The following is a 23,328-nucleotide window of genomic DNA, read 5'->3' as shown; positions in this document are numbered from 1 at the left end:
TCATGGTAAATGCCGCTACTTCGGCACACCGCTAAGGAGATTAACCGATGATAACGCCAGCAACTCGCCATCCTGGCCTGCTCTCTGTTGCGATAAAACTGACGCTCGCAAGCACCTTTTTTGCCCTTTCCTCTTTTGCCGCCAACGCCGAGGACGCGCCAGCCGCTACGCCTTCGCCGCCTGATATTCTGCTTGGCCCTCTGTTTAACGATGTACAAACGGCCAAACTGTTTCCTGACCAGAAAACCTTTGCAGACGCGGTGCCCAACAGCGATCCATTAATGATCCTTGCCGATTACCGGATGCAGAAAAATCAGTCCGGATTCGACCTACGCCATTTTGTGCAAGTAAATTTCACCTTGCCGAAAGAAGGCGAGAAATACGTCCCCCCGGCAGGGCAATCATTACGCGAACATATTGACGGACTGTGGCCGGTACTCACTCGTTCGACAACCGACGCAGAAAAATGGGACTCGCTGTTGCCGCTCCCGGAGCCGTATGTGGTACCGGGCGGGCGTTTTCGCGAAATCTATTATTGGGACAGCTATTTCACCATGCTGGGGCTTGCCGAGAGCAATCACTGGGATAAAGTCTCCGACATGGTGGCAAACTTCGCTTACGAGATTGATTCCTGGGGACATATTCCTAACGGTAACCGTACCTATTATCTGAGCCGTTCTCAGCCGCCGTTCTTTGCCTTTATGGTTGAACTGCTGGCGCAGCACAACGGGAATGACGCGCTGAAAAAATACCTCCCGCAGATGCTCAAAGAGTACAGCTACTGGATGGAAGGTGTCGAAACGCTCCAGCCCGGTCAGCAAAATAAGCGCGTGGTTAAACTGGATGACGGCACCATTTTGAACCGCTACTGGGATGACCGCGATACGCCAAGGCCAGAGTCCTGGGTGGAAGATATCGCCACTGCCAAAAGCAACCCGAACCGACCGGCCACCGAAATCTACCGCGATCTGCGCTCTGCCGCCGCGTCTGGTTGGGACTTTAGTTCCCGCTGGATGGATAACCCCAGTCAGCTTGGCACCCTGCGCACCACCAGCATCGTTCCGGTCGATCTCAATGCGCTGATGTTCAAAATGGAAAAGATGATCGCCCTCGCCAGCAAAGCCGCCGGTGATGACGCCAAAGCTGCTCAATATGAAGATTTGGCCAATGCCCGACAAAAAGGGATCGAAAAACACCTGTGGAACGACAAAGAAGGCTGGTATGCCGATTACGATCTAAAGAGCCACAAAGTACGCAACCAACTGACTGCCGCCGCCCTGTTCCCGCTGTATGTTAATGCGGCGGCTAAAGATCGCGCCGGTAAAGTCGCCACGGCAACCCAGGCGCACCTGTTGCAACCTGGCGGTCTGGCTACTACATCGGTGAAAAGCGGCCAGCAGTGGGATGCACCCAACGGCTGGGCCCCGCTCCAGTGGGTCGCAGCATCCGGGTTACAGAATTACGGTCAGGATAACGTCGCCATGGACGTAACCTGGCGATTCCTCACCAATGTTCAGCACACCTACGATCGCGAGAAAAAGCTGGTTGAGAAGTATGACGTGAGCACCACAGGCACAGGCGGTGGTGGCGGTGAATATCCGTTGCAGGATGGTTTCGGCTGGACCAACGGCGTAACGCTGAAAATGCTCGACCTGATTTGCGCCAAAGATAAACCCTGTGACAGCGTACCCGCATCACGACCAACCCCAGCAAGTGCCAGTACTCCCCCAGCCGAACCTAAAAAACAGACTCAACCGACGCCTTAAGGTCATTACCTGAGCCGTTTTACGCCCTGAATCCGCGCTATGCCGCGGATTTTTTCTGTCTTATTTTCCGCCATTTAAGCTGTCTCTATGCCCTCTAGCCCTTATGGGGTATCCGGGGTTTTCATCCGTGAGAATTTGATTCTGAACATGTTTTTATTCGCTGTATATGTAAATATATAGCGAATTTGTAACCTTCAGGATACCGATAATGGCACTGACAAGACGGATGTTTGCCCAGCTTGTGGCATCTGCACTGCTGCTACGCCATCTTCCCGCATTGGCGCAAACGCCGCTAACCGTTGCCGTTGGAGGCACGCCAGGGCCGAATATAACCCAACGCGTGGTCAGCGCGGGGGCGCCCGCCGACATACTGCTGCTGGCCGTCGCGCCGGAAAAACTGGTAGGGCTTTCCTCCTTTGATTTATCTCGCCAGACCGCCATCCCGTTCCACGATGATATTCGGGCATTGCCGAAACTGGGCAGGCTGGCTGGGCGCGCCAGTACCCTCTCACTTGAAGCGTTACTGGCGCTTAAACCCAACCTGGTTGTTGACTGCGGCAATGCCGATGAAACCTGGCTTTCTCAGGCCAGACAGGTGAGCGCGCAAACGCAAATTCCCTGGCTGTTGATTAACGGTGAACTGCGACGTACCCCGGAACAGTTACTCGCCGCCGGTGAAGCACTGGGAGTCGACTCGCGGGCCAGAGCTCAGGCCAGACTGGCTCGTCGGTTTATTGATGAAGCACTCGCGTTTTCCCACTCTTCCGGAGCAAAGCTGCGTTTTTATGCCGCGCGCGGCGCCAGAGGGCTTGAGACAGGGTTACAAGGTTCATTGCATACCGAAGCGGCAGAACTGCTGGGCTTACACAATGTGGCGCAAATCCCAGGGCGACAGGGACTCACGCAGGTTTCAATGGAAAATCTGCTGAGCTGGCAGCCCGATATTATTCTGGTGCAGGATGCGGTGACGGCGCAGTACCTGAGGGAAGATCCGGTCTGGCAAGGGGTTAAAGCGGTTGCCAACCAACGCATTCTGTTTCTCAGCGGTCTACCGTTTGGCTGGCTGGATGCGCCTCCTGGCATCAACCGTTTACTGGGATTACGCCGCCTGCACGCCTGGCTTGATCCTCAGGTTAACGCGAGCTTTAAAACCGATATGCAGCGCTACAGCGAACTGTTCTGGCATACCACGCTAAGCGATGCACAGTATCAACGTCTGGTGGCTGTCTGATGAAAACATCTACCCTCGGTTTTCTGATGATTGCTGCGGTGGTACTTTGCGCGAGCGTCGCCGCGGTCTCTGGTGCTTATCGCCTGGATGCACAGCAGGTCGTGAATCTTATTGCCGGTACAGATAGCGTCCCGATGCAGGACAAAATCGTCTTCTGGCAAATCCGTCTGCCGCGCATTCTGGCTGCATTGCTGCTTGGCGCGGCGCTGGCAGGCGCAGGAACCACCTATCAGGGCATGTTCCGCAACCCGCTAGTCTCGCCGGATATCCTCGGCGTGGCGGCGGGTGCAGGTTTAGGTGCCTGTACGGCAATCCTGTTCGGATTACCGATCCTGTTTATTCAACTGTATGCGTTCACAGGCGGTTTATTCGTGGTCGCCGGTGTCTGGTTGATTACCCGGCGAGTCAAGCGCCACGACCCGGTGTTAACGCTGGTTCTGGTCGGGATTGCGCTGGGTACGGTATGTGGCGCGGGGATTTCACTCATCAAAACGCTGGCCGACCCGTATACCCAACTCCCGTCTATCACCTTCTGGCTGCTTGGCGGTTTATCGACGATCACTTCGCACGATCTGTGGTTCTCGGCACCGCTGATCTTCGCAGGGCTGGTCCCGCTATTGCTGCTGCGCTGGCGCATGAACCTGCTCACCCTGTCGGATGATGAAGCACGATCGCTTGGGATCAACGTCTCCCGATTGCGACTGGGACTGATCGTCTGCGCAACGTTAATTACCGCCTGTACCGTCGCCATCGCGGGCATCATCGGCTGGATTGGACTGGTTGTGCCGCACATTGGCAGACTCATCAGTGGCAATAACCATCAGCAGTTGCTCCCCGTGTCCATGGGGATCGGCGCCATTTTGCTGCTGCTTACCGATACCCTCGCCCGTACGCTGAGCAGCACGGAAATTCCGCTGGGGATCCTGACTGCATTTATTGGGGCGCCGTTCTTTTTGCTGCTTTTGCTGCGGGGAAACCGGCCATGACGCTATTAATCGTGCGCCACGCGTCGCTGGGGTACCACAGTCAACAGCCCGTGTTACGCGATGTCTCATTTCAGGTTTCGCCCGGCTCCGTCTGTTGTCTGATTGGCGCCAACGGCAGTGGAAAAACGACCCTGATGCGCACCATTCTCGGGGTTCTTCCGCCGCTTCACGGTGACATTCTTCTTGATGGCATCGCGGTGAATCATCTCAACGATCGGCAACGCGCCGCGGCCATCGCCTGGGTTCCTCAGGCGCATGACGGCGCATTTGCCTTCAGCGCGCTGGACATGGTGATGATGGGACTGGCCCCGCAACTGGCGGCATTTGCGGTTCCCGGGGCTAAAGAACATGAAATTGCCCATCAACAGCTGGCGATGCTGGGGATCTCTCACCTGGCGTCTCGACGCTGGAACACACTGAGCGGCGGAGAGCGGCAGTTGGTGTTAATTGCCCGCGCGTTGGCGCAACGTCCGCGCCTTTTATTGCTGGATGAACCTGCTTCCAGCCTGGATTTTGGGCATCAAATCCGCCTGCTCGACACGTTGGTGACGCTGAAAAATTCGGGTATGGCCCTGCTGATGTCGACCCATCACCCGCTGCATGCCCGGGCAATCGCCGACAGCGTGGTACGCGTCGAGCCAGACGGTGAAGTGTCGCAGGGACGTCCTGAACACCAGCTCGCCGCAGATCGTCTGGCTGAATTGTATCGCGTTACACCGTCACAAATTGCTCACCACCTCTTTGGCTCACATAATTAAGGGATAAGAATGCTCATTGACGACATTGATTTTGCCGATCTTTACCGTAAACAGTTACAACTGGCGAACAGAACCGAGAAAAAGCCGGAGCACTGGGATAAACGTGCGGAAAAAATGGCGGAGAATTGCGCCTCATTAACCGACAGCTATCTGCTGCAGCTGTTGGGGAAGATCGACCTGAAAGGCGCAGAGTCGCTGTTTGATATGGGCTGCGGGCCCGGTACGGTCTCGCTGGCGCTGGCTAAAAAGATGCCAATAATTTACGGCGTAGATTACAGCCAGGGAATGCTTAGCGTAGCTACCCGCCGCGCCGTACAAATGAATGCCCATCACGTACAGTGGGTGCAGAGGGCCTGGGAAGAGCACTGGGATGATTTACCCCAGTGCGATATCGCCGTCGCCTCGCGCTCCACGCTGGTTGCCGATATGCGCCAGGCGATGACCAAACTGAATAATCAGGCCCGGCTGCGGGTTTATACCACTCATCTCGTCAGTTCATCTTTCGTTTCCCCCACCATTCAACGTGCGCTGGGCCGCGAAGTGATTGAGCTTCCCAACTATATCTATGCGCTTAATGTCCTGTATCAGATGGGGATCCACGCGCACGTTGATTTTATCCGCGGACCCAACTGCCAGCAGGACAACAGCACCTGGACACGTTTTCTCGAAAACGTGCGCTGGAGTATGGGGGAGCTGAGCGCCGACGAGATCGAACGTCTGGAAGCCTGGTATCAGCAGCAGGATCCTCGCGCGATTGCCCCCGCCAGTCGTGACTGGGCGCTTATCTGGTGGGACAGCGTACCGCAGGAGGCGCTGAGATGATCTACTTTTCGCAGGCGCAAACCGACGCGCTGCTGCTGGAAGATATTCAGGGCGGGGATCTGACCACCCGCGCGCTGGGTATCGACGCGCAACCTGGCGTTATGGCGTTTTACCATCGCCAGGGCGGATGCGTTAGCGGCACCGCCGTTGCCAGACAAATGCTCACCTCATTAGGTTTAACCGTCAGCGACGGGGTGGCCGATGGTGAACAGGTCAGCGCCGGACAGCAATTGATTCGCGCGCACGGAAATGCGGCGGCGCTGCACCAGGGTTGGAAAGCGGTACAAAATGTCCTGGAGTGGAGCTGCGGGGTTTCGGCCTATCTTGAGAGCATGTTGAGCCAACTACGCCAACGCTATCCTGATGGGCAGATTGCCTGCACCCGCAAAGCCATACCCGGCACGCGTTTGTTGGCGACTCAGGCAATACTCGCCGCCGGGGGCATTATCCATCGCGGAGGATGCGCCGAGACGGTACTGCTGTTCGCTAATCACCGCCGTTTTCTTACCAACTCAAACGACTGGACAGGCGCGATTGCGCGCTTACGCAGCCATGCGCCAGAAAAAAAGATCGTCGTCGAAGCGGATACGCCAGCTGAAGCATTAGCCGCGCTACGTGCCGCCCCCGATGTTCTGCAACTCGACAAATTTACCCCTGAGCAGGCAACAGAAATTGTCCGTCTGGCCCCTTCTCTGGCCCCCCATTGCACGCTGGCGCTGACTGGCGGCATTACCCTCGCCTCGCTGGCGAGTTATCTCGACTGTGGCATCAGACTTTTCATCACTTCCGCGCCTTACTACGCTCCGCCTGCGGATATCAAAGTTAGCCTGAGCCCGGACACACGTGGCATATAACATTTATAAATGGACTAAAAGAATGAATTTCAACAAAAGTTGTCTTTACACAGCCCTGTCGTTTGCTTTCGCGCATAGTGCTTTTGCTGGGCAGGAAAGCGAAACCATGACCGTCTGGTCAAGCCCGGCCTCCGCGGCAACCACTACGGTTCTCGGCCAGGAAACGATCCAACAGCTGGATAAACAAAACGTGGCGCAGGCGCTGAGCGTCGTCCCCGGCGTAGTGCTGCAAAAATCAGGCAACCGTAATGAGCAGCAGGTAAAGGTGCGCGGGTTTGACAGCCGTCAGGTTCCCGTCTTTTTTGACGGTGTGCCGGTGTACATCCCCTATGACGGCAACCTCGATTTAGGCCGTTTCCTGACATCCGATATCGCTTCGGTTGAAGTCTCCAAAGGCTACTCGTCTCTGCTACAAGGGCCTAACCAGATGGGCGGCGCTATTAATATCACCACCAAAAAGCCCACTAAACCAATTGAAGGCAGTATTGGTTATCGTCAGGGCTGGAGTCGTAGCAAAGACAACGCCCACGATATGCACGCTTCATTTGGCGCCAGTAACGATCTGGGTTACATCCAGCTCAGCGGCAGCCAGCTGAAGCAGGATTTCCTTGGCTTACCGCACGGCGTGGACAATCCGGTTGCGGGCAGTCACGGCAAGATTGCCAACTCCTCCGCCGATGATAAACGCGGCATCGTGAAGCTGGGCTTTACCCCTCGCGGCGATGATGAGTATGTGTTGACCTATATTAATCAGGACGGTGAAAAAGATAACCCACCGTACGCCGGAACCAGCAGTCAGAAATCACGCTACTGGCAATGGCCGCAGTACGATAAAGAGAGCTATTACTATCAGGGAACTACCCATCTGGGCGACCGTTTTACCCTGAAAAGCCGTCTGTATCGCGATACTTTTGAAAATACGCTGATGATGTATAACTCGCTTGCCGATCTGAAAAATAAGAAAGGCAGCTATAGCCATTATTCGGACTACAGCGATGGGGCTGGCCTGCAGCTCACTGCGGATATGCGTGAAAACGATCTGCTCTCTTTCGCCGTAAACTGGAAGGATGATGTTCACCGCGAGAAAGGGGCGCCGAATGCGGCTTACGACCGTTACGAAGACCGTACCTGGTCTGTTGCCAGTGAATACCAGTGGGCAGCCGCGGACAATGTCGATGTGGTGGCGGGAATAAGCTATGACTGGCGCGACAGTCTGGAAGGCATGAAACACGAGAAAAACGGCAGCGTCACTCACTACGATGACAACAATCAGTCGGCCTTTAACTGGCAGGTGATGACCAAATACCACTTTGAAAATTCAGACACACTGGCGCTGTCCTACTCTGACAGAACGCGTTTCCCAACGTTGAAAGAGCGCTACACGACCTCAAAACCGGCTTATAACCAGGTGGCGCTGGTCAATCCGCAGTTGAAACCGGAACGCGCCCGCAGCGTAGACCTGACCTGGAATGGTTCACTTAGCCAGAACTGGGGCTTTGAAGCCAGCGTCTATTACAACCGCATCAGCGACGCGATTCTGTCGCACAACATTGATGCCGACACTATCCAGAATCAGAACAGTGGTCGGGTGGATTACACCGGCCTTGATGCCGGTGTTAAAGGTAAGGTCTTTGATATGCTGGACGTCGGGCTGAGCTATGGCCTTATCCATGCAGACGTCAAACGCAGCGACATCGGCAAAATAACCGATTTGCCGACGCAAACCCTGACCGCCTGGATGACGCTGAAACCGTGGGATCCGCTGAGCATTACGCTTTCTGAAGAAGCCCGCTCGTCGAGCTATAGCAATAGCGACGGCTCGCAGAAAGCCGCGGGTTTCGCCATTACCCATTTACGCGCTGACTACGCCATCGGTCACGGGTTTAGCGTTAACGCTTCGGTCAATAATCTGTTCGATACGCAGTACGTTTATAGTGAAGGATTTATTGAAGAAGGCCGCAATTACTGGGCGGGGATTGAGTATCAATTCTGATATAGCGATGCAGAGAAAAGGCCCCTCTCGGAGTAATGCTGTTCAGTTAACGCCTTAGTTTCAGAAAGTATCGCCTGTGTGGGTAGAAGTTATGAATATGCACTCTCAGATAAAGGGTTCCGTTCACCTCATATCCATAGTTTCTCTGAAACGCCGATTTCTGTGAACGTGTAAAGGGCGTTCTTCGCCACGCCCTTTACAATCCCGGCTCCCGGCGGGAAAATCGATGAGTCGTTGACGGCTGACCGGGTCTGTCCGCAGGGATGCGGACAGAGGGGACGGCCTAAGACGAATGACAAAATTGCCAGGAGCAATTTTGAACAGCGCTTGCGCTGGCCCCCAAGGGGTGAGCCCCAAGGATGGGGCGAATAATCGCGCAGCGACGATTTTCCCGCCGGGAGCCTGGGATGCAAGGGAAGTGGCGGCGAGCCTCCCTTGCACGTACACGGGTGTCTGCGGTTCAGAGAAATGACACCGTTGAGGTGAACGGAACCCTGAGCAAGAATCACATGTTCACCTTACATGCTTAACTGAACGGCATTACCGCTCGGGGGCCGTTCGATTAATCTCGTCGTACAAGCCGGAAGACACCCAGCACGACAATCGCGCCGACCACGGCCACCAGGAAGCTGTGGAGATTAAACCCGCTGACATCGCCGCCGATACCAAACATCGTTGCCAGCCATCCACCGACCACAGCACCGACAACACCCAGAATACAGGTCAGGATAAATCCACCGCCATCGCGCCCCGGCATAATCAGTTTGGCGATAACCCCCGCAATCAGACCAAAAATAATCCAGGCAATAATTCCCATTTTCAGGCCCTCTTTCCAGTGAACGCACGCGCAAGACATTCCTGCGCCAGCCTTTAAAGTATAGGCAAACCATCGCTATATGCTGTTTTCACGCAGACTTAATTCATTGGCGTTGGTAAAAAATTTCATCCATTTGTATTAAGTTCCGTTGATTGATGCCGATAATCCAACGATAAACCAGGCATCCAGGAGTCATTAGGTGTGAGTAACTACAATGAGCAGTTCCTGAAGCAAAATCCGTTAGCGGTGTTAGGCGTACTCCGGGACTTAAATTCGCAGCAGGTTCCGCTGCGTATCTCCTGGGCGGGTGGCCAGTTCATCAGCAAAATATTGGCGGTCAACCCAGACGAACTGATCATGGATTTTGGCAGTCAGGAATACGAAAACCAGGCCGTGCAGCGTGCCAGCCAGATAACAATTATCGCCGAAACGCAGGGAGCCAAAGTGGAGTTCACCCTGCCACAGCTGAAAAAAGGCGAATACCAGCGACTACCCGCATTTATCTCATCGTTACCGCCTTCCCTGTGGTTCGTCCAGCGTCGGGAATATTTCCGCATCGGCGCTCCGCTGCATCCTCCCTATCGTTGTACGGTAAAAATGCCGGACAACAGCACACTCTGTTTTCGCTTATTCGATTTGTCGCTTGGCGGTATGGGCGGGCTGTTAGAAACGCCGAAACCAGAGGGGCTGGTAGAAGGCATGCGCTTCTCGCAGGTTGAACTGAACATGGAGCAATGGGGGGTGTATAACGTTGACGCTCAGCTTATTTCCATTAGCGAACGCAAAGTTATCGACAGTAAAAACGAAACCATTACCACTCCCCGCCTGAGCTTTCGTTTTCTCAACGTCGGCCCGGCGGTGGAGCGGAACTTACAGCGGATTATTTTTTCCCTTGAGCGCGAAGCCCGGGAAAAATCGAACAAAGTGCGCGATTAACATCACCTGAATTACATTACATCCAGCGCCTGCTGAAGCTTCCAGATATAGCGCGGAGCCTGCGGCGCCGGATGATTGTCCGCAACATGTTCAATAAATTCATCCGGACTGAGATCGTTGATCTTATTGATGGCTTTCTTCCTGTCGGAAGAGAACGTTCGCAGCAGTGCCCCCGCGCCGTTGGCGTACGATACCACCAGCGCATATTGCATCACCTGCGGATCTTCGATCCCGGCCAGCGGCCCGGTCTCCAGAATGCTCAGGTAGGCGGCCCCCATCGAGATATTGCGCTCAGGATTTTTCAATTCGCTGGTCGACGGTTCTCCGCTCCATCCCATACGACGATAAACATCGCGTCCTGAAGTAGAGGCTTTTAACTGCATCAGGCCGATCGCATTAGACTTACTGACCGCATTCGGGTTACCGCCTGATTCAATAGCGATGATGGCGGTAATCAATTGTGGACTGACACCCCAGGCCGCACCGGCTTTTTCGCTAATCGGCATCCATTGCATTGCGCGTTTAACCGGAACTTCAGCATTCCACGGCGGATTTTTGTAATCCTGTTTTGAACTACAGCCCGCAAGTAATACAACCAAAAAAGCAAACCATCTCAATTTCACGTCATCTATCCTTATAGCCGGAACCTGTCGCTGAGGTGACAACGACATACCTACGCGGCATGATATACATTTGGTTTTAGTTGTAGCAAGGAAATGCCATGTCCCGGTTTCACTTAATTGCCCCGTCGGGCTACTGTATCAACCAGCAGGCCGCCTTACGCGGGCTTGCGCGTCTTACTGAGGCCGGTCATCAGGTCGACAATTCAGCGGTTATTGCGCGCCGCAGCCAGCGTTTTGCGGGTACAGAAGCAGAGCGTCTGGCTGATGTGAACTCGCTGGTAAATCTGAAAACGCCCGATACCATTGTGATGGCGGTACGCGGCGGCTATGGCGCGAGCCGTTTACTGGAAGATATTGACTGGCAGGCGCTGGCGGACCGCCAGCAACACAACCCGCTGCTGCTGTGCGGGCACAGCGATTTTACGGCGATCCAGTGTGGTCTGCTGGCGCAGGGGAATGTGATTAGCTTCAGCGGCCCGATGCTGGCGGCTAACTTCGGCGCCGAGGAGATGAACGCATTCACCGAGCACCATTTCTGGCAGGCTCTACGCAATGCCCAATTCACCCTCGAATGGCAGGGTAACGGCCCGGCGTGTGCGACAGAAGGGACGCTATGGGGCGGAAACCTGGCGATGCTTATTTCGCTGATGGGTACGCCGTGGATGCCGGCTATCAAAAACGGCGTTTTGGTGCTGGAAGATATTAACGAGCATCCGTTTCGCATTGAGCGCATGCTGCTGCAACTGTATCACGCGGGAATACTGGCCCAGCAAAACGCCATTATCCTCGGCAGTTTTAGCGGCAGCGCGCCTAATGATTACGACGCAGGTTACAATCTTGATTCAGTTTGTGATTTTCTGCGCGCCAGGCTGGCGGTTCCGTTGATCGACGGCCTTGATTTTGGCCATGAACAACGCACTGTCACCCTGCCTTTGGGAGCCAGAGCGATGCTGAAAAACGATAAAAACGGCACTCAGCTCACTATTAGTGGGCATCCGGTATTAAAATCGTAAAAAAAGCGGTTAAGAGGGCTAAGTAAAACGCTGTTTCTGTCGTTAATATGTTAGGGTTTATTAATACGAAACAGCGTAATTCAGGAGTAACCGAACGTTGGATGCCGCAGCAATTATCAGCCTTTTTATTTTGGGTTCCGTTCTCGTCACCTGCAGTATCTTACTCAGTTCATTTTCATCACGTCTTGGTATCCCTATTCTGGTGATATTTCTCGCTATCGGTATGTTAGCGGGCGTCGACGGCGTGGGCGGTATTCCTTTCGATAATTACCCTTTTGCCTACATGGTGAGTAACCTGGCGCTGGCGGTTATCCTCCTCGACGGCGGGATGCGCACCCAGGCCAGCTCTTTTCGCGTCGCTTTAGGCCCGGCGCTATCGTTGGCAACCGTCGGGGTGCTGATTACCTCCGGACTCACTGGCATGATGGCCGCGTGGCTGTTCCATCTGGATCTTATCGAAGGGCTGCTGATTGGCGCGATTGTGGGTTCAACCGACGCAGCGGCGGTCTTTTCCCTGCTTGGCGGTAAGGGTCTTAACGAACGTGTTGGCTCTACGCTGGAAATTGAATCCGGTAGTAATGATCCGATGGCGGTTTTTTTGACCATCACGCTTATCGCCATGATCCAAAATCACGAGACCGGTTTAAGCTGGATGTTTGCGGTGCATATTATCCAGCAGTTTGGCTTAGGCATCATGCTGGGACTCGGCGGCGGCTATCTGCTCCAGCAAATGATTAACCGTATTTCGCTGCCTGCCGGACTTTATCCGCTACTGGCGTTAAGCGGAGGGATCCTGATCTTTGCCCTGACCACTGCGCTGGAAGGCAGCGGTATTCTGGCCGTTTATCTGTGTGGTTTCCTGCTGGGTAATCGCCCCATCCGCAACCGGTTTGGTATTTTGCAAAACTTCGACGGTCTGGCCTGGCTGGCGCAAATCGCCATGTTCCTGGTGCTCGGACTGCTGGTTACGCCGTCTGACCTGCTGCCTATTGCAATCCCTGCGTTAATTTTGTCTGCGTGGATGATATTTATTGCCCGCCCGCTTTCGGTGTTCGCCGGACTGCTGCCATTTCGAGGCTTCAATCTGCGCGAGCGCATTTTCATCAGTTGGGTGGGTCTGCGCGGCGCAGTTCCGATCATCCTCGCCGTCTTCCCAATGATGGCAGGTCTGGAAAACGCGCGCCTTTTCTTTAACGTCGCATTCTTCGTGGTTCTGATCTCGCTGCTGTTTCAGGGAACGTCGCTTTCGTGGGCCGCTAAAAAAGCCAAAGTGGTGGTCCCTCCGGTCGGCTGGCCCGTGTCGCGCATTGGTCTGGATATTCATCCGGATAATCCCTGGGAGCAGTTTGTTTATCAGCTCAGCGCGGATAAGTGGTGTGTGGGCGCCGCGCTGCGCGACCTGCATATGCCGGAAGAAACGCGAATTGCCGCCCTGTTTCGTGACAACGTGCTATTTCACCCCTCCGGCAGTACGCGCCTGCGCGAAGGCGATGTATTGTGTGTTATTGGCCGCGAGCGCGATCTCCCTGCTCTCGGCAAGCTGTTCAGCCAGTCCCCGCCGGTGTCGTTGGACCAGCGCTTCTTCGGTGACTTTATTCTTGAAGCCAGCGCAAAATATGCCGATGTGGCGCTGATTTATGGCCTGGATGATGGCACAGAGTATCGTGATAAGCAGCAAACGCTGGGGGATATTGTCCAGCATCTGCTTGGCGCCGCGCCGGTCGTCGGTGACCAGGTTGAATTCGCTGGCATGATCTGGACGGTTGCCGAGAAAGAAGATAATGCGGTACTGAAGGTCGGTGTTCGCGTTGCTGAAGATGAGGATGAGTAACGCGGATATTTTTTGCCGGGTAGCGGCTGCGCCGTACCCGGCCTACAAAATGAGGCCTGATAAGCGCATCGCTATCAGGCAGTCCTACAAAAGTTACACCGTCACCACCGGCACGCGCAGCGCCAGAGAACACATCAATTCGTAACCTACCGTACCCGCGGCGCTGGCTACATCGTCAATTTTAATCTCTTTGCCCCACAGCTCTACCGGCGTCCCTATCCCCGCCTGCGGACACGGCGTCAGGTCTACCGCCAGCATATCCATTGAGACTGTTCCCACCGTAGTGGTACGTACGCCATCCACCAGCACCGGTGTCCCGCCTGGCGCATGGCGCGGATAACCGTCTGCATAGCCGGTCGCTACAATGCCAATACGCTGCTCACCGATGGCGGTGTAGCGTCCTCCGTAACCCACCCGGTCTCCGGCTTTCAGCGTTTGTATGCCGATTATCTCGCTGCTCAGAGTCATCACCGGTTTGAGGCCGGTATTGGCGATGTCCTGCCATTGTCCCGACGGCGATGCGCCATACAAGATAATACCCGGACGAACCCAGTCATAATGTGCTTCAGGGTGCCACAACGTGGCGGCCGAATTGGACAGCGAGCGTCTGCACTCCAGCCCTTCTGTCGCCTGCGCAATACGCGCCATGGCCTCCCGGATACCTTCCGGGTGCTCTGCATCGGCAAAGTGTGACATCAGCGTCATTTCACCAACGTTGGGCATCGCCCGCAGCTGTTGCCAGACCGTAGAAACTCTGTCCGGTAAGAAACCCAGCCGGTTCATGCCGCTGTTCACCTTCAGGTAAACATCCAGCGGCGCGTTGAGGCGCGCATTCTGCAACGCTTTTAGCTGCCAGTTACTGTGTACACAGGTGGTCAGACGATATTTGTCATACACCGTTAAATCTTCGGCGTGGAAAAAACCCTCCAGCATGAGTATCGGGCCTTTCCATCCGCGCTCGCGCAGGGTTATCGCTTCTTCAAGATTGAGCATGGCAAAACCGTCGGTTGTGCCCAGCGCATTCCAGACGCGTTCAATGCCGTGTCCGTACGCATTGGCTTTCACCACCGACCAGACGCGAGCGTCCGGCGCGGCCTGGCGGGTGATGCTCAGGTTTTGTTTCAACGCCTGCAGGTCAATGCTGGCCAGTATCGGGCGAGTCATCTCACGTCCTTATCAGTTATGTGCGCCATGTAAATGCCGTGGGCGAGATGGAGTAAACCCCGGGCTGTAGCGCGCCACGCTCAGATCGTCGTAAGGAATGGCTGGTGTGCGGCCAGAAAGAATGTCGCTCAGCAACTGACCCGAGCCGCAGGCCATAGTCCAGCCCAGCGTACCGTGGCCGGTGTTGAGTAGTAGATTCTTAAAGCGGGTTCGCCCAACCACCGGTGTACCGTCCGGAGTCATCGGACGAAGCCCGGTCCAGAAAGTTGCCTGTTCCACATGACCACCACGCGGGAAGAGATCGCGTACAACCATCTCCAGCGTTTCACGACGAGGTTGTAGCAATTCCGTATTGAAGCCGACAATTTCCGCCATGCCGCCCACACGAATACGGTTATCAAAGCGGGTAATGGCGATTTTGTAAGTCTCATCAAGGATAGTAGAAACCGGCGCGCCGTCATCTTGCGCCACCGGAATGGTCAACGAATAGCCTTTGAGCGGATAGACCGGAATATCAACGATGCCTTTCAGCATCGCCGTAGAGTACGAGCCAAACGCCATTACATAGGCATCTGCTTTGACTATCTCTTCGCCGCACTGAACGCCGTAAATCTGCTCACCATCGCTCAGCAGCTTATCGACCGGCGTATTAAAACGAAACTTAACGCCAGCCTGCTCCGCCATCAGCGCCAGACGCTGGGTAAACAGCTGACAGTCACCCGTTTCATCATTCGGTAAACGCAGACCGCCCGTCAGCTTGTGCGCCACTTCCGCCAGCGCCGGCTCGACTTCAGCCAGGCGGCTTGCTTCCAGCAACTGATAGGGTACGCCAGCGTCTTCGAGCACGGCGATGTCGCGGGTGGCGTTCTCATACTGTTGAGCGGTACGGAAAAGTTGCAGGGTTCCGCCCTGGCGCCCTTCGTACTCAATACCGGTAGAAGCGCGCAGCGCTTTCAGGCAATCACGGCTGTATTCCGCCAGACGCACCATGCGTCCTTTGTTTTCCATGTAATGGCTGGTGTCGCAGTTGCGCAGCATTTGCCACATCCATTTCAACTGGAACTGGGTCCCGTCGAGGCGCACGGCCAGCGGAGCATGGCGCTGAAACATCCATTTAATTGCCTTCAGCGGTACACCTGGCGCCGCCCATGGTGCTGCATAACCTGGAGAGATTTGCCCCGCGTTCGCCGCACTGGTTTCCAGTGCCGGACCGGGCTCACGATCAATGACGGTGACATCGTGTCCAGCCTGACTTAAGTACCAGGCGCTGGTCACGCCAACGACACCACTTCCCAGTATGACAACTCGCATAGCCACTCCGTTAACAGTAAAAGAACAATCATCTAATTACATCTTGATAACTCAGTTGAAAATATTATTCAACATATGGCTTTTTTATGGTGACTTATCTCACATATAGCGGTGACAGCGGGGAACTCCCTGCTTTGGCATCTCCTGCTGTGCGTTATTTTTATCCAGCATAAAATTTTGCGACCATACCGTTTTTCGACGCCTCGCTAACGAGAAATCGCAAAGAAAAAATTTCAGCCGCAGCACGTTTTTTAACACCATGATCTATGCTTGAAATGAGGTACTCCAGACAGAGAGTGCCGCCAACAATGAGGGTGCGCGAATGGCTACGATTGATTCCATGAACAAGGACAGCACACGGTTAAGCGATGGACCCGACTGGACGTTTGATCTGCTGGATGTCTATCTGGCGGAAATAGACCGCGTGGCGAAACTCTACAAACTGGATACCTACCCGCACCAAATCGAGGTAATCACCTCCGAACAGATGATGGACGCTTACTCCAGCGTCGGGATGCCAATCAACTATCCGCACTGGTCGTTTGGTAAAAAGTTTATCGAAACCGAGCGCTTGTATAAGCATGGTCAGCAGGGGCTGGCCTATGAGATCGTTATCAACTCCAATCCGTGTATCGCGTATCTGATGGAGGAGAACACCATCACCATGCAGGCGCTGGTGATGGCGCATGCCTGCTACGGACATAACTCCTTCTTCAAAAACAACTACCTGTTCCGTAGCTGGACGGATGCCAGTTCCATCGTCGATTACCTGATCTTCGCGCGAAACTATATTACCCAGTGTGAAGAGCGTTATGGCGTGGATGAAGTCGAAAAGCTTCTCGACTCCTGTCATGCGCTGATGAACTACGGCGTGGACCGCTACAAGCGTCCACAAAAAATCTCGCTACAGGAAGAGAAAGCCCGGCAGAAAAGTCGTGAAGAGTATCTACAAAGTCAGGTGAATATGTTATGGCGCACGCTGCCGAAGAAAGAAGAAGAGAAAACCGTTTCACAAGCCCGGCGTTATCCTTCTGAGCCACAGGAGAACCTGCTGTACTTCATGGAAAAGAACGCCCCACTGCTGGAATCCTGGCAACGCGAAGTCCTGCGTATTGTGCGTAAGGTCAGCCAGTATTTTTACCCGCAGAAACAGACGCAGGTGATGAACGAAGGTTGGGCTACTTTCTGGCATTACACCATCCTGAACCACCTTTATGATGAAGGTAAAGTCACCGAACGGTTTATGCTGGAGTTTTTGCATAGCCATACCAACGTGGTGTTCCAGCCGCCGTACAACAGCCCGTGGTATAGCGGGATAAACCCGTATGCCCTGGGTTTTGCGATGTTCCAGGATATCAAACGTATTTGTCAGTCGCCGACCGAAGAGGACAAATACTGGTTCCCGGATATAGCGGGCTCAGACTGGCTGGAAACTCTGCACTTCGCGATGCGTGATTTCAAAGATGAGAGCTTCATTAGCCAGTTCCTGTCACCGAAGGTTATGCGTGATTTCCGCTTGTTTACCGTACTGGATGACGATCGTCATAATTATCTGGAGATTTCAGCGATCCACAACGAGGAAGGATATCGCGAAATCCGCAACAGGCTGTCGTCGCAATATAACCTGAGCAACCTGGAGCCGAATATTCAAATCTGGAACGTCGATCTGCGCGGCGATCGCTCGCTCACCTTGCGCTATATTCCGCATAACCGCGCTCCGCTGGATAAAGGACGCAAAGAGGTGCTTAAGCATGTGCACCGGCTATGGGGTTTTGACGTGATGCTGGAGCAGCAGAATGAAGATGGTAGCGTGGAGTTGCTGGAGCGTTGCCCGCCGAGGATGAACGGTCTGTAAAAACAAAACCCCTCGAATGAGGGGTTTTTAATTAGCGTCCCTGAATAGCTAAATCGCCCGGCAGGTTCTTCTGCATACGATGCCAAATCTCGCCGCTGTCGTGACCATAGCGACGCACCGTTTCATAAACCTGCTCATGAGCGCCATGCTCGCACAGTTCTGACAGCTTATGGTAGAAGCTCAGCGCCAGCGCGCGCGCTTCCGGATTGGCAAAATAATGGCGGCCAATGCGGGTATATAATCCTTTCATACCATTAAGGATCAAACCGTAAATCGGATTACCGGAGGCAAATGCCAGACCGCGGAAAATGTTATAGTCCAGATCGGCGAACGCATCAGCATGGTCGGCCACCTGATTTGCCGTCGCCAGAACCTCCTGCGCTTTATCAGGATGCTGGCGAAACGCGGTACGAATAAAGATCGTCGAGATGTTGGTACGCACGGACAGCAGATTATCGATAAGCTGCGGAACGCTCTCGTGATCGAGACGCGCCAGCGTTTCAAGGATATTCAGCCCGGAGGTTTCCCAGAAGTTATTCACCTTCGTCGGTTTGCCGTGTTGAATGGTCAACCAACCGTCACGCGCCAGACGCTGTAATACCTCGCGTAACGTGGTACGTGTCACTCCGATCAGTTCAGAGAGTTCACGTTCAGCAGGCAAAATAGTGCCAGGTGGGAAGCGGTTATTCCAGATACTTTCAATGATGTACTCTTCCGCGAACCCAGCCGGGCTTTGCGCCTTAATGACCATAGTAATAATTCCATTACACAGCAAAACATAGTTACAGTTATCATACCAGACGGGTTACATAGCTGATAGCTGACGCAATGAAGAAAAAGTAGATCAAGGCTTCATTTTCCAGATAACGCTAAAGCGCAGCCAGCCTTGCCCGTCGCGTGAATAGCTTGCCTGTACTCCCTCCTCCCGCTAAGCTTTGCGGTCAAACATAAAAATATGATTTCATTTTTAAAGGTAGGGAAATCACCATGGAGCTATCATGGGGTCGCGCTATGTGGCGCAATTTTTTAGGTCAATCACCTGACTGGTACAAACTTGCACTGCTCGTCTTCTTAGTCGTTAACCCGATTATATTTTTTATTAATCCTTTTATTGCGGGCTGGCTGTTGGTGGCCGAGTTCATCTTTACGCTGGCGATGGCGTTAAAATGTTATCCGCTGCTACCAGGTGGGCTGTTAGCTATCGAAGCAGTCATCATCGGTATGACCAGCGCCACGCATGTGCGTGAAGAGGTTGCCGCTAACCTTGAGGTGTTATTGCTGCTGATGTTTATGGTGGCTGGCATCTACTTTATGAAACAGCTGCTGCTGTTTATTTTCACCCGCCTGCTGCTTACGATTCGCTCCAAAACGCTGCTGTCGCTGGCTTTTTGCGTTGCTGCCGCCTTCCTTTCTGCGTTTCTTGATGCGCTGACCGTCGTTGCCGTGGTGATCAGCGTCGCGGTCGGTTTCTATGGTATTTACCATCGCGTCGCCTCTTCCCGCGCGGAAGACAACAACATGCTCGATGACAGCCATATCGATCAGCACAATAAGGTCGTACTGGAGCAGTTTCGTGGTTTTCTGCGTAGCTTGATGATGCACGCGGGCGTCGGTACGGCGTTAGGCGGCGTAATGACGATGGTCGGCGAACCGCAAAACCTGATTATCGCCAAAGCGGCGGGCTGGCATTTTGGTGACTTCTTCCTGCGCATGTCGCCGGTCACCGTACCTGTGCTGATTTGCGGCCTGTTAACCTGTGTGCTGGTCGAGAAATTACGCTGGTTTGGCTATGGCGAAACGCTGCCGGAGACCGTCCGCGATGTCCTGCAACAATTTGACGATCAAAGCCGTCAGCAACGTACTCGTCAGGATAAAATCAAACTGATTGTTCAGGCTAATATCGGCGTCTGGCTGGTGGTTGCTCTGGCCCTGCATCTGGCAGAGGTTGGATTAATTGGCCTGTCCGTCATCATTCTGGCAACGTCGTTGACCGGCGTTACAGACGAACATGCTATTGGCAAAGCGTTTACCGAGTCGCTGCCGTTCACCGCCCTGCTGACCGTGTTCTTCTCTATTGTTGCGGTTATTATCGATCAACAGCTCTTCTCGCCTATCATTCAGTTCGTATTGCAGTCCTCTGAGCATGCTCAGTTGACGCTGTTCTATCTCTTTAACGGCCTGCTGTCTTCAATCTCTGATAACGTTTTTGTCGGCACCATCTATATTAACGAAGCCAAAGCAGCGCTGGAACAAGGGACCATCAGCCTCAACCAGTACGAACTGTTAGCGGTAGCGATTAATACCGGGACCAACCTGCCTTCCGTGGCTACACCAAACGGTCAGGCGGCATTCCTGTTCCTGCTGACCTCCGCGCTGGCACCATTGATTCGCCTCTCTTATGGCCGCATGGTGTGGATGGCTCTGCCGTATACTCTCGTCCTGACGCTCGTTGGTCTGCTTTGCGTCGAGTTCACGCTGGTACCGGTGACCGAGTGGATGACTCAAACGGGCTGGTTAGCTACACTTTCATAACAATTAACCGGGCAAATCACTGCCCGGTTTGACTTTTTGCATGATAATTATCCGATTACGCAAATTTTCAATTCCCGCTAGTGGCGCATAAATTGAATTGGTTTAAACTGCGGTCTCTACGCATGTTGCAGGGAAATTATTATGTTGCGATTTTTAAACCAATGCTCCCGAGGTCGTGGAGCATGGTTATTGTTGGCGTTAACCGCCTTTGCGCTGGAACTCGTTGCGCTGTGGTTCCAGCACGTCATGCTGCTAAAACCTTGCGTGTTGTGTATTTACGAACGTAGCGCATTATTCGGCGTGATGGGTGCGGGGCTGGTGGGGGCTATCGCGCCAAAGACACCGCTGCGCTATGTGGCGATGATAATCTGGATTTACAGTGCCTGGCGTGGGCTTCAGTTAGCGTATGAGCACACCATGATTCAGTTGCACCCATCACCGTTCATGACCTGTGATTTTGCAGCCCGCTTCCCGAGCTGGCTGCCGCTGGACAAATGGCTGCCGCAGGTGTTTTTAGCATCCGGTGACTGTGCTGAACGCCAGTGGTCTTTTTTAACCCTGGAAATGCCACAGTGGCTGTTGGGGATCTTCGCCGCTTACCTGGTGGTCGCCGTGCTGGTATTCATAGCACAGCCGTTTAAACCGAAAAAACGTGACCTCTTCGGTCGCTAACAGAGACGCTCCTTCGGGAGCGTTTTTTTTGCCTTAAATCCATTGCCTGCTGGCATCCATAAGATGTATATTAAATATATCTTATAGATGCCACACGAAGGAGATGTCTTATGTCCCATTTACGCATCCCGGCAAACTGGAAAGTGAAACGCTCTACTCCCTTCTTTACCAAAGACAACGTCCCGGCAGCACTTCTTTCTCACCATAACACCGCAGCAGGCGTGTTTGGTCAGCTCTGTGTAATGGAAGGTACGGTAACGTATTATGGCTTTGCCAATGAAGACGCAAAAGAGCCCGAAGTGAAGGTAGTGATTAATGCCGGTCAGTTCGCGACCAGCCCACCGCAGTACTGGCATCGTGTTGAATTAAGCGACGACGCACAATTCAACATTAACTTCTGGGTGGAAGATGACAACCACTCCGATGAGATGTATCAGGCGAAAAAGTCTTAAACCTTAACGCCTGCTAATCGATGGGCGGCTCAGTCCGCCCATGAAGGTTTGTTCAGGATATGATCCTGCCAGTCACGTACTTCCGATTCTTTCACCGCAATATGACGAACTGAGATACGTTCACCGTGCATCGCCGCTTTAGACCCCGTCAGCAACGGATGCCACTCCGGCAGCCCTTTACCTTCCGCGAGCAGACGATAAGCGCAGGTCATTGGCAACCATTCAAAAGTCGGCAAATTATCGCGCGTCAGTTTGATGCAGTCAGGCTCGTACTCGAATCGACGTTCGTAATTACGGCACTGACAGGTTTTGATATTGAGTTGCTTACACGCGACGTTGGTAAAGTAGATTTCGTCGGTGTCTTCATCCATCAGCTTATGCAGGCAGCATTGACCACATCCGTCACATAATGACTCCCACTCGGCATCGGTCATTTCATCAAGGGTTTTACTTTGCCAGAAAGGTATGTCGCTCATCAGGGTTTCCGCTATTGCATTAAAGCTGCACCTTATAACCAGTCTGGCACGCTGATGCAAGTTTTGCCGCCCGAAAAGGCGGCAAGCAGAGATTACAGTACGCGGGTCGTCAGCGTTTGACCGTTAAAACTGATCGCCAGTTCATCACCGCTGCTTAATGGCCCCACGCCTGCTGGCGTGCCCGTCAGCACAACATCACCCGCTTTGAGGGTAAAGAAACGACTCATATAGGCAATCAAAGGAACGATTTGATGGATCATATCCGCCGTGGAGCCGTGCTGACGCTGTTCACCGTTGACCGTCAACCCGAGCATCGTATCCTGTGGATCGCCGTTAAATTCCGCTACGGGAATAAATCCTGACAGCGGGCAAGAGTTATCAAAACCCTTCGCTTTTTCCCATGGCTGCCCCGCTTTCTTCATTTTGCCCTGGATATCGCGCAGGGTCAGATCCAGTGCGACGCCATAACCCGCGATGGCTTTGCGCACATGATCTTCCGTCGCCTGTCGCAGGGTCGCGCCAATCAGCACAGCCAGCTCAACTTCATGGTGAACCGACCCCATATCAGATGGGATCACCAGCGGCTGGCGTAAATCGCACAGTGCGGTTTCCGGTTTAATAAACAGCACCGGCTCTTCGGGGGGGGTTCCGCCCATCTCTTTAATATGGTTAGCATAGTTACTTCCTACGCAAACCACCTTACTCACCGGATAATCCAGCAGAGCACCATGCCAGTTGTGATGTTGATACATTACTTTCCCCTAACGTAGTCATAGATTTCAGGTACTGCATCGATGGAACGTGCTGCTGGCGGATGCAGTTTAACGTTTAGCGTCTGGTGTATTTTGTTTTGTCGCAGCCAGATGCTGTTTAAGTAAATCTTCTGGCGGCGGTGGTATTTGTAAATAATAGCCCTGCTCGGCCAGGGCCTGTTTTACTTTTTCAAGATCGGCATTAACCAATTTTTTTCGACCATCAAGCGGTAACATCATTGCCAGCGTCGGCTGACCAAATCCTTTCATCAGTTCTTCAGGAACGCGTGAGAAATCGTCTTTTTTTTCGACATATAAATAGGTCTGGTCACGTTTGCTGCTTCGGTAGATCACACAAAACATATCTTTTACTCTGAATTCACGGAATGGTGGCTTGCCTCAATATAATACTGACTATAACATGCCTTATAGTCTTCGGAATATCACCCCGCGCTGGGGATGATAAATAGCAAATTGAGTAAGG

At 53.5% G+C, this 23,328-nt stretch carries 22 protein-coding genes; 14 read left to right on the top strand and 8 right to left on the bottom strand.

The window, feature by feature from the left end; translation table 11 throughout:
* The first annotated feature begins 47 nt into the window (after window positions 1–47).
* The 7 genes from OGV77_RS18350 to OGV77_RS18320 all read left to right on the top strand — a co-directional run bounded on the left by OGV77_RS18350 (window position 48) and on the right by OGV77_RS18320 (window position 8,410).
* Window positions 48–1,766 carry an alpha,alpha-trehalase gene (locus OGV77_RS18350; RefSeq protein WP_043016076.1) on the top strand — a complete coding sequence of 573 codons (1,719 nt, stop codon included), beginning with the start codon at window positions 48–50 and terminating at the stop codon, window positions 1,764–1,766.
* A 208-nt stretch (window positions 1,767–1,974) separates the two neighbouring features.
* Complete coding sequence (locus tag OGV77_RS18345) at window positions 1,975–2,997, top strand: ABC transporter substrate-binding protein (RefSeq protein ID WP_043016075.1); 1,023 nt, start codon at window positions 1,975–1,977, stop codon at window positions 2,995–2,997.
* 26 nt (window positions 2,998–3,023) lie between these two features.
* Window positions 3,024–3,983, top strand: a complete 960-nt coding sequence (locus OGV77_RS18340; RefSeq protein WP_414437096.1) for a FecCD family ABC transporter permease — start codon at window positions 3,024–3,026, stop codon at window positions 3,981–3,983.
* Complete coding sequence (locus OGV77_RS18335) at window positions 3,980–4,741, top strand: ABC transporter ATP-binding protein (RefSeq protein ID WP_043016073.1); 762 nt, start codon at window positions 3,980–3,982, stop codon at window positions 4,739–4,741. Before OGV77_RS18340 ends, OGV77_RS18335 begins: the two co-directional genes overlap by 4 nt.
* Window positions 4,742–4,750: 9 nt before the next feature.
* Window positions 4,751–5,563 carry a class I SAM-dependent methyltransferase gene (locus OGV77_RS18330; protein WP_043016072.1) on the top strand — a complete coding sequence of 271 codons (813 nt, stop codon included), beginning with the start codon at window positions 4,751–4,753 and terminating at the stop codon, window positions 5,561–5,563.
* Complete coding sequence (modD, locus tag OGV77_RS18325; RefSeq protein WP_087051492.1) at window positions 5,560–6,417, top strand: ModD protein; 858 nt, start codon at window positions 5,560–5,562, stop codon at window positions 6,415–6,417. The genes OGV77_RS18330 and modD overlap by 4 nt, the downstream gene beginning before the upstream one ends.
* Before the next feature lie 22 nt (window positions 6,418–6,439).
* A complete protein-coding gene (locus OGV77_RS18320; RefSeq protein WP_080625325.1) occupies window positions 6,440–8,410 on the top strand; it encodes a TonB-dependent receptor plug domain-containing protein in 1,971 nt (656 codons plus the stop codon).
* A 562-nt stretch (window positions 8,411–8,972) separates the two neighbouring features.
* On the opposite strand, the gene OGV77_RS18315 is transcribed toward OGV77_RS18320, so the two are convergent.
* On the bottom strand, window positions 8,973–9,227 hold the full coding sequence (locus tag OGV77_RS18315) for a GlsB/YeaQ/YmgE family stress response membrane protein (RefSeq protein WP_003020908.1): 255 nt from the start codon (window positions 9,225–9,227) through the stop codon (window positions 8,973–8,975).
* A 201-nt stretch (window positions 9,228–9,428) separates the two neighbouring features.
* Between OGV77_RS18315 and ycgR the strand changes: the two genes are divergently transcribed.
* Window positions 9,429–10,163, top strand: a complete 735-nt coding sequence (ycgR, locus tag OGV77_RS18310; RefSeq protein WP_043016069.1) for a flagellar brake protein YcgR — start codon at window positions 9,429–9,431, stop codon at window positions 10,161–10,163.
* Window positions 10,164–10,174: 11 nt separating this feature from the next.
* On the opposite strand, the gene emtA is transcribed toward ycgR, so the two are convergent.
* The gene (emtA, locus tag OGV77_RS18305; protein WP_016153365.1) at window positions 10,175–10,786 is read right to left on the bottom strand and encodes a membrane-bound lytic murein transglycosylase EmtA; all 612 of its coding nucleotides are present in this window, start codon (window positions 10,784–10,786) and stop codon (window positions 10,175–10,177) included.
* Window positions 10,787–10,884: 98 nt separating this feature from the next.
* On the opposite strand from emtA, the gene ldcA reads away from it, so the two are divergent.
* Entirely contained in the window at window positions 10,885–11,799 is a 915-nt protein-coding gene (gene ldcA, locus OGV77_RS18300; RefSeq protein WP_087050933.1) for a muramoyltetrapeptide carboxypeptidase, read from the top strand.
* Window positions 11,800–11,896: 97 nt separating this feature from the next.
* The gene (locus tag OGV77_RS18295) at window positions 11,897–13,630 is read left to right on the top strand and encodes a potassium/proton antiporter (RefSeq protein ID WP_047410620.1); all 1,734 of its coding nucleotides are present in this window, start codon (window positions 11,897–11,899) and stop codon (window positions 13,628–13,630) included.
* Between the two features lie 93 nt (window positions 13,631–13,723).
* On the opposite strand, the gene dadX is transcribed toward OGV77_RS18295, so the two are convergent.
* Entirely contained in the window at window positions 13,724–14,794 is a 1,071-nt protein-coding gene (gene dadX / locus OGV77_RS18290) for a catabolic alanine racemase DadX (RefSeq protein WP_043016066.1), read from the bottom strand.
* Between the two features lie 12 nt (window positions 14,795–14,806).
* Window positions 14,807–16,105 (bottom strand): D-amino acid dehydrogenase, encoded by a 1,299-nt coding sequence (locus tag OGV77_RS18285; RefSeq protein WP_043016065.1) that lies wholly within the window; start codon window positions 16,103–16,105, stop codon window positions 14,807–14,809.
* A gap of 322 nt (window positions 16,106–16,427) precedes the next feature.
* On the opposite strand from OGV77_RS18285, the gene OGV77_RS18280 reads away from it, so the two are divergent.
* The gene (locus tag OGV77_RS18280; protein WP_043016064.1) at window positions 16,428–17,960 is read left to right on the top strand and encodes a SpoVR family protein; all 1,533 of its coding nucleotides are present in this window, start codon (window positions 16,428–16,430) and stop codon (window positions 17,958–17,960) included.
* 31 nt (window positions 17,961–17,991) lie between these two features.
* On the opposite strand, the gene fadR is transcribed toward OGV77_RS18280, so the two are convergent.
* Complete coding sequence (gene fadR, locus OGV77_RS18275) at window positions 17,992–18,711, bottom strand: fatty acid metabolism transcriptional regulator FadR (protein WP_043016063.1); 720 nt, start codon at window positions 18,709–18,711, stop codon at window positions 17,992–17,994.
* 236 nt (window positions 18,712–18,947) lie between these two features.
* On the opposite strand from fadR, the gene nhaB reads away from it, so the two are divergent.
* The 3 genes from nhaB to OGV77_RS18260 all read left to right on the top strand — a co-directional run bounded on the left by nhaB (window position 18,948) and on the right by OGV77_RS18260 (window position 21,616).
* Entirely contained in the window at window positions 18,948–20,492 is a 1,545-nt protein-coding gene (gene nhaB, locus OGV77_RS18270) for a Na(+)/H(+) antiporter NhaB (RefSeq protein WP_286502946.1), read from the top strand.
* 141 nt (window positions 20,493–20,633) lie between these two features.
* The gene (gene dsbB / locus OGV77_RS18265; RefSeq protein WP_043016061.1) at window positions 20,634–21,164 is read left to right on the top strand and encodes a disulfide bond formation protein DsbB; all 531 of its coding nucleotides are present in this window, start codon (window positions 20,634–20,636) and stop codon (window positions 21,162–21,164) included.
* Between the two features lie 110 nt (window positions 21,165–21,274).
* Window positions 21,275–21,616, top strand: a complete 342-nt coding sequence (locus tag OGV77_RS18260; protein ID WP_016153372.1) for a TehB family protein — start codon at window positions 21,275–21,277, stop codon at window positions 21,614–21,616.
* Window positions 21,617–21,645: 29 nt separating this feature from the next.
* Here OGV77_RS18260 and ycgN read toward each other — a convergent pair whose 3' ends face one another.
* The 3 genes from ycgN to OGV77_RS18245 all read right to left on the bottom strand — a co-directional run bounded on the left by ycgN (window position 21,646) and on the right by OGV77_RS18245 (window position 23,207).
* A complete protein-coding gene (gene ycgN, locus OGV77_RS18255) occupies window positions 21,646–22,092 on the bottom strand; it encodes a cysteine cluster protein YcgN (protein WP_003020944.1) in 447 nt (148 codons plus the stop codon).
* Between the two features lie 92 nt (window positions 22,093–22,184).
* Window positions 22,185–22,844, bottom strand: coding sequence for a fumarylacetoacetate hydrolase family protein (locus tag OGV77_RS18250; protein ID WP_043016060.1), 660 nt, complete (start codon window positions 22,842–22,844; stop codon window positions 22,185–22,187).
* A 69-nt stretch (window positions 22,845–22,913) separates the two neighbouring features.
* Window positions 22,914–23,207, bottom strand: a complete 294-nt coding sequence (locus OGV77_RS18245; protein ID WP_043016059.1) for a YcgL domain-containing protein — start codon at window positions 23,205–23,207, stop codon at window positions 22,914–22,916.
* Window positions 23,208–23,328 lie beyond the last annotated feature (121 nt).

The sequence above is a fragment of the Citrobacter sp. Ce129 genome, assembly GCF_030334545.1.
Lineage (GTDB): Bacteria > Pseudomonadota > Gammaproteobacteria > Enterobacterales > Enterobacteriaceae > Citrobacter > Citrobacter europaeus.
Note: the sequence above shows the minus strand (reverse complement) of the source record. Positions and strands in the feature narration are given on the sequence as shown.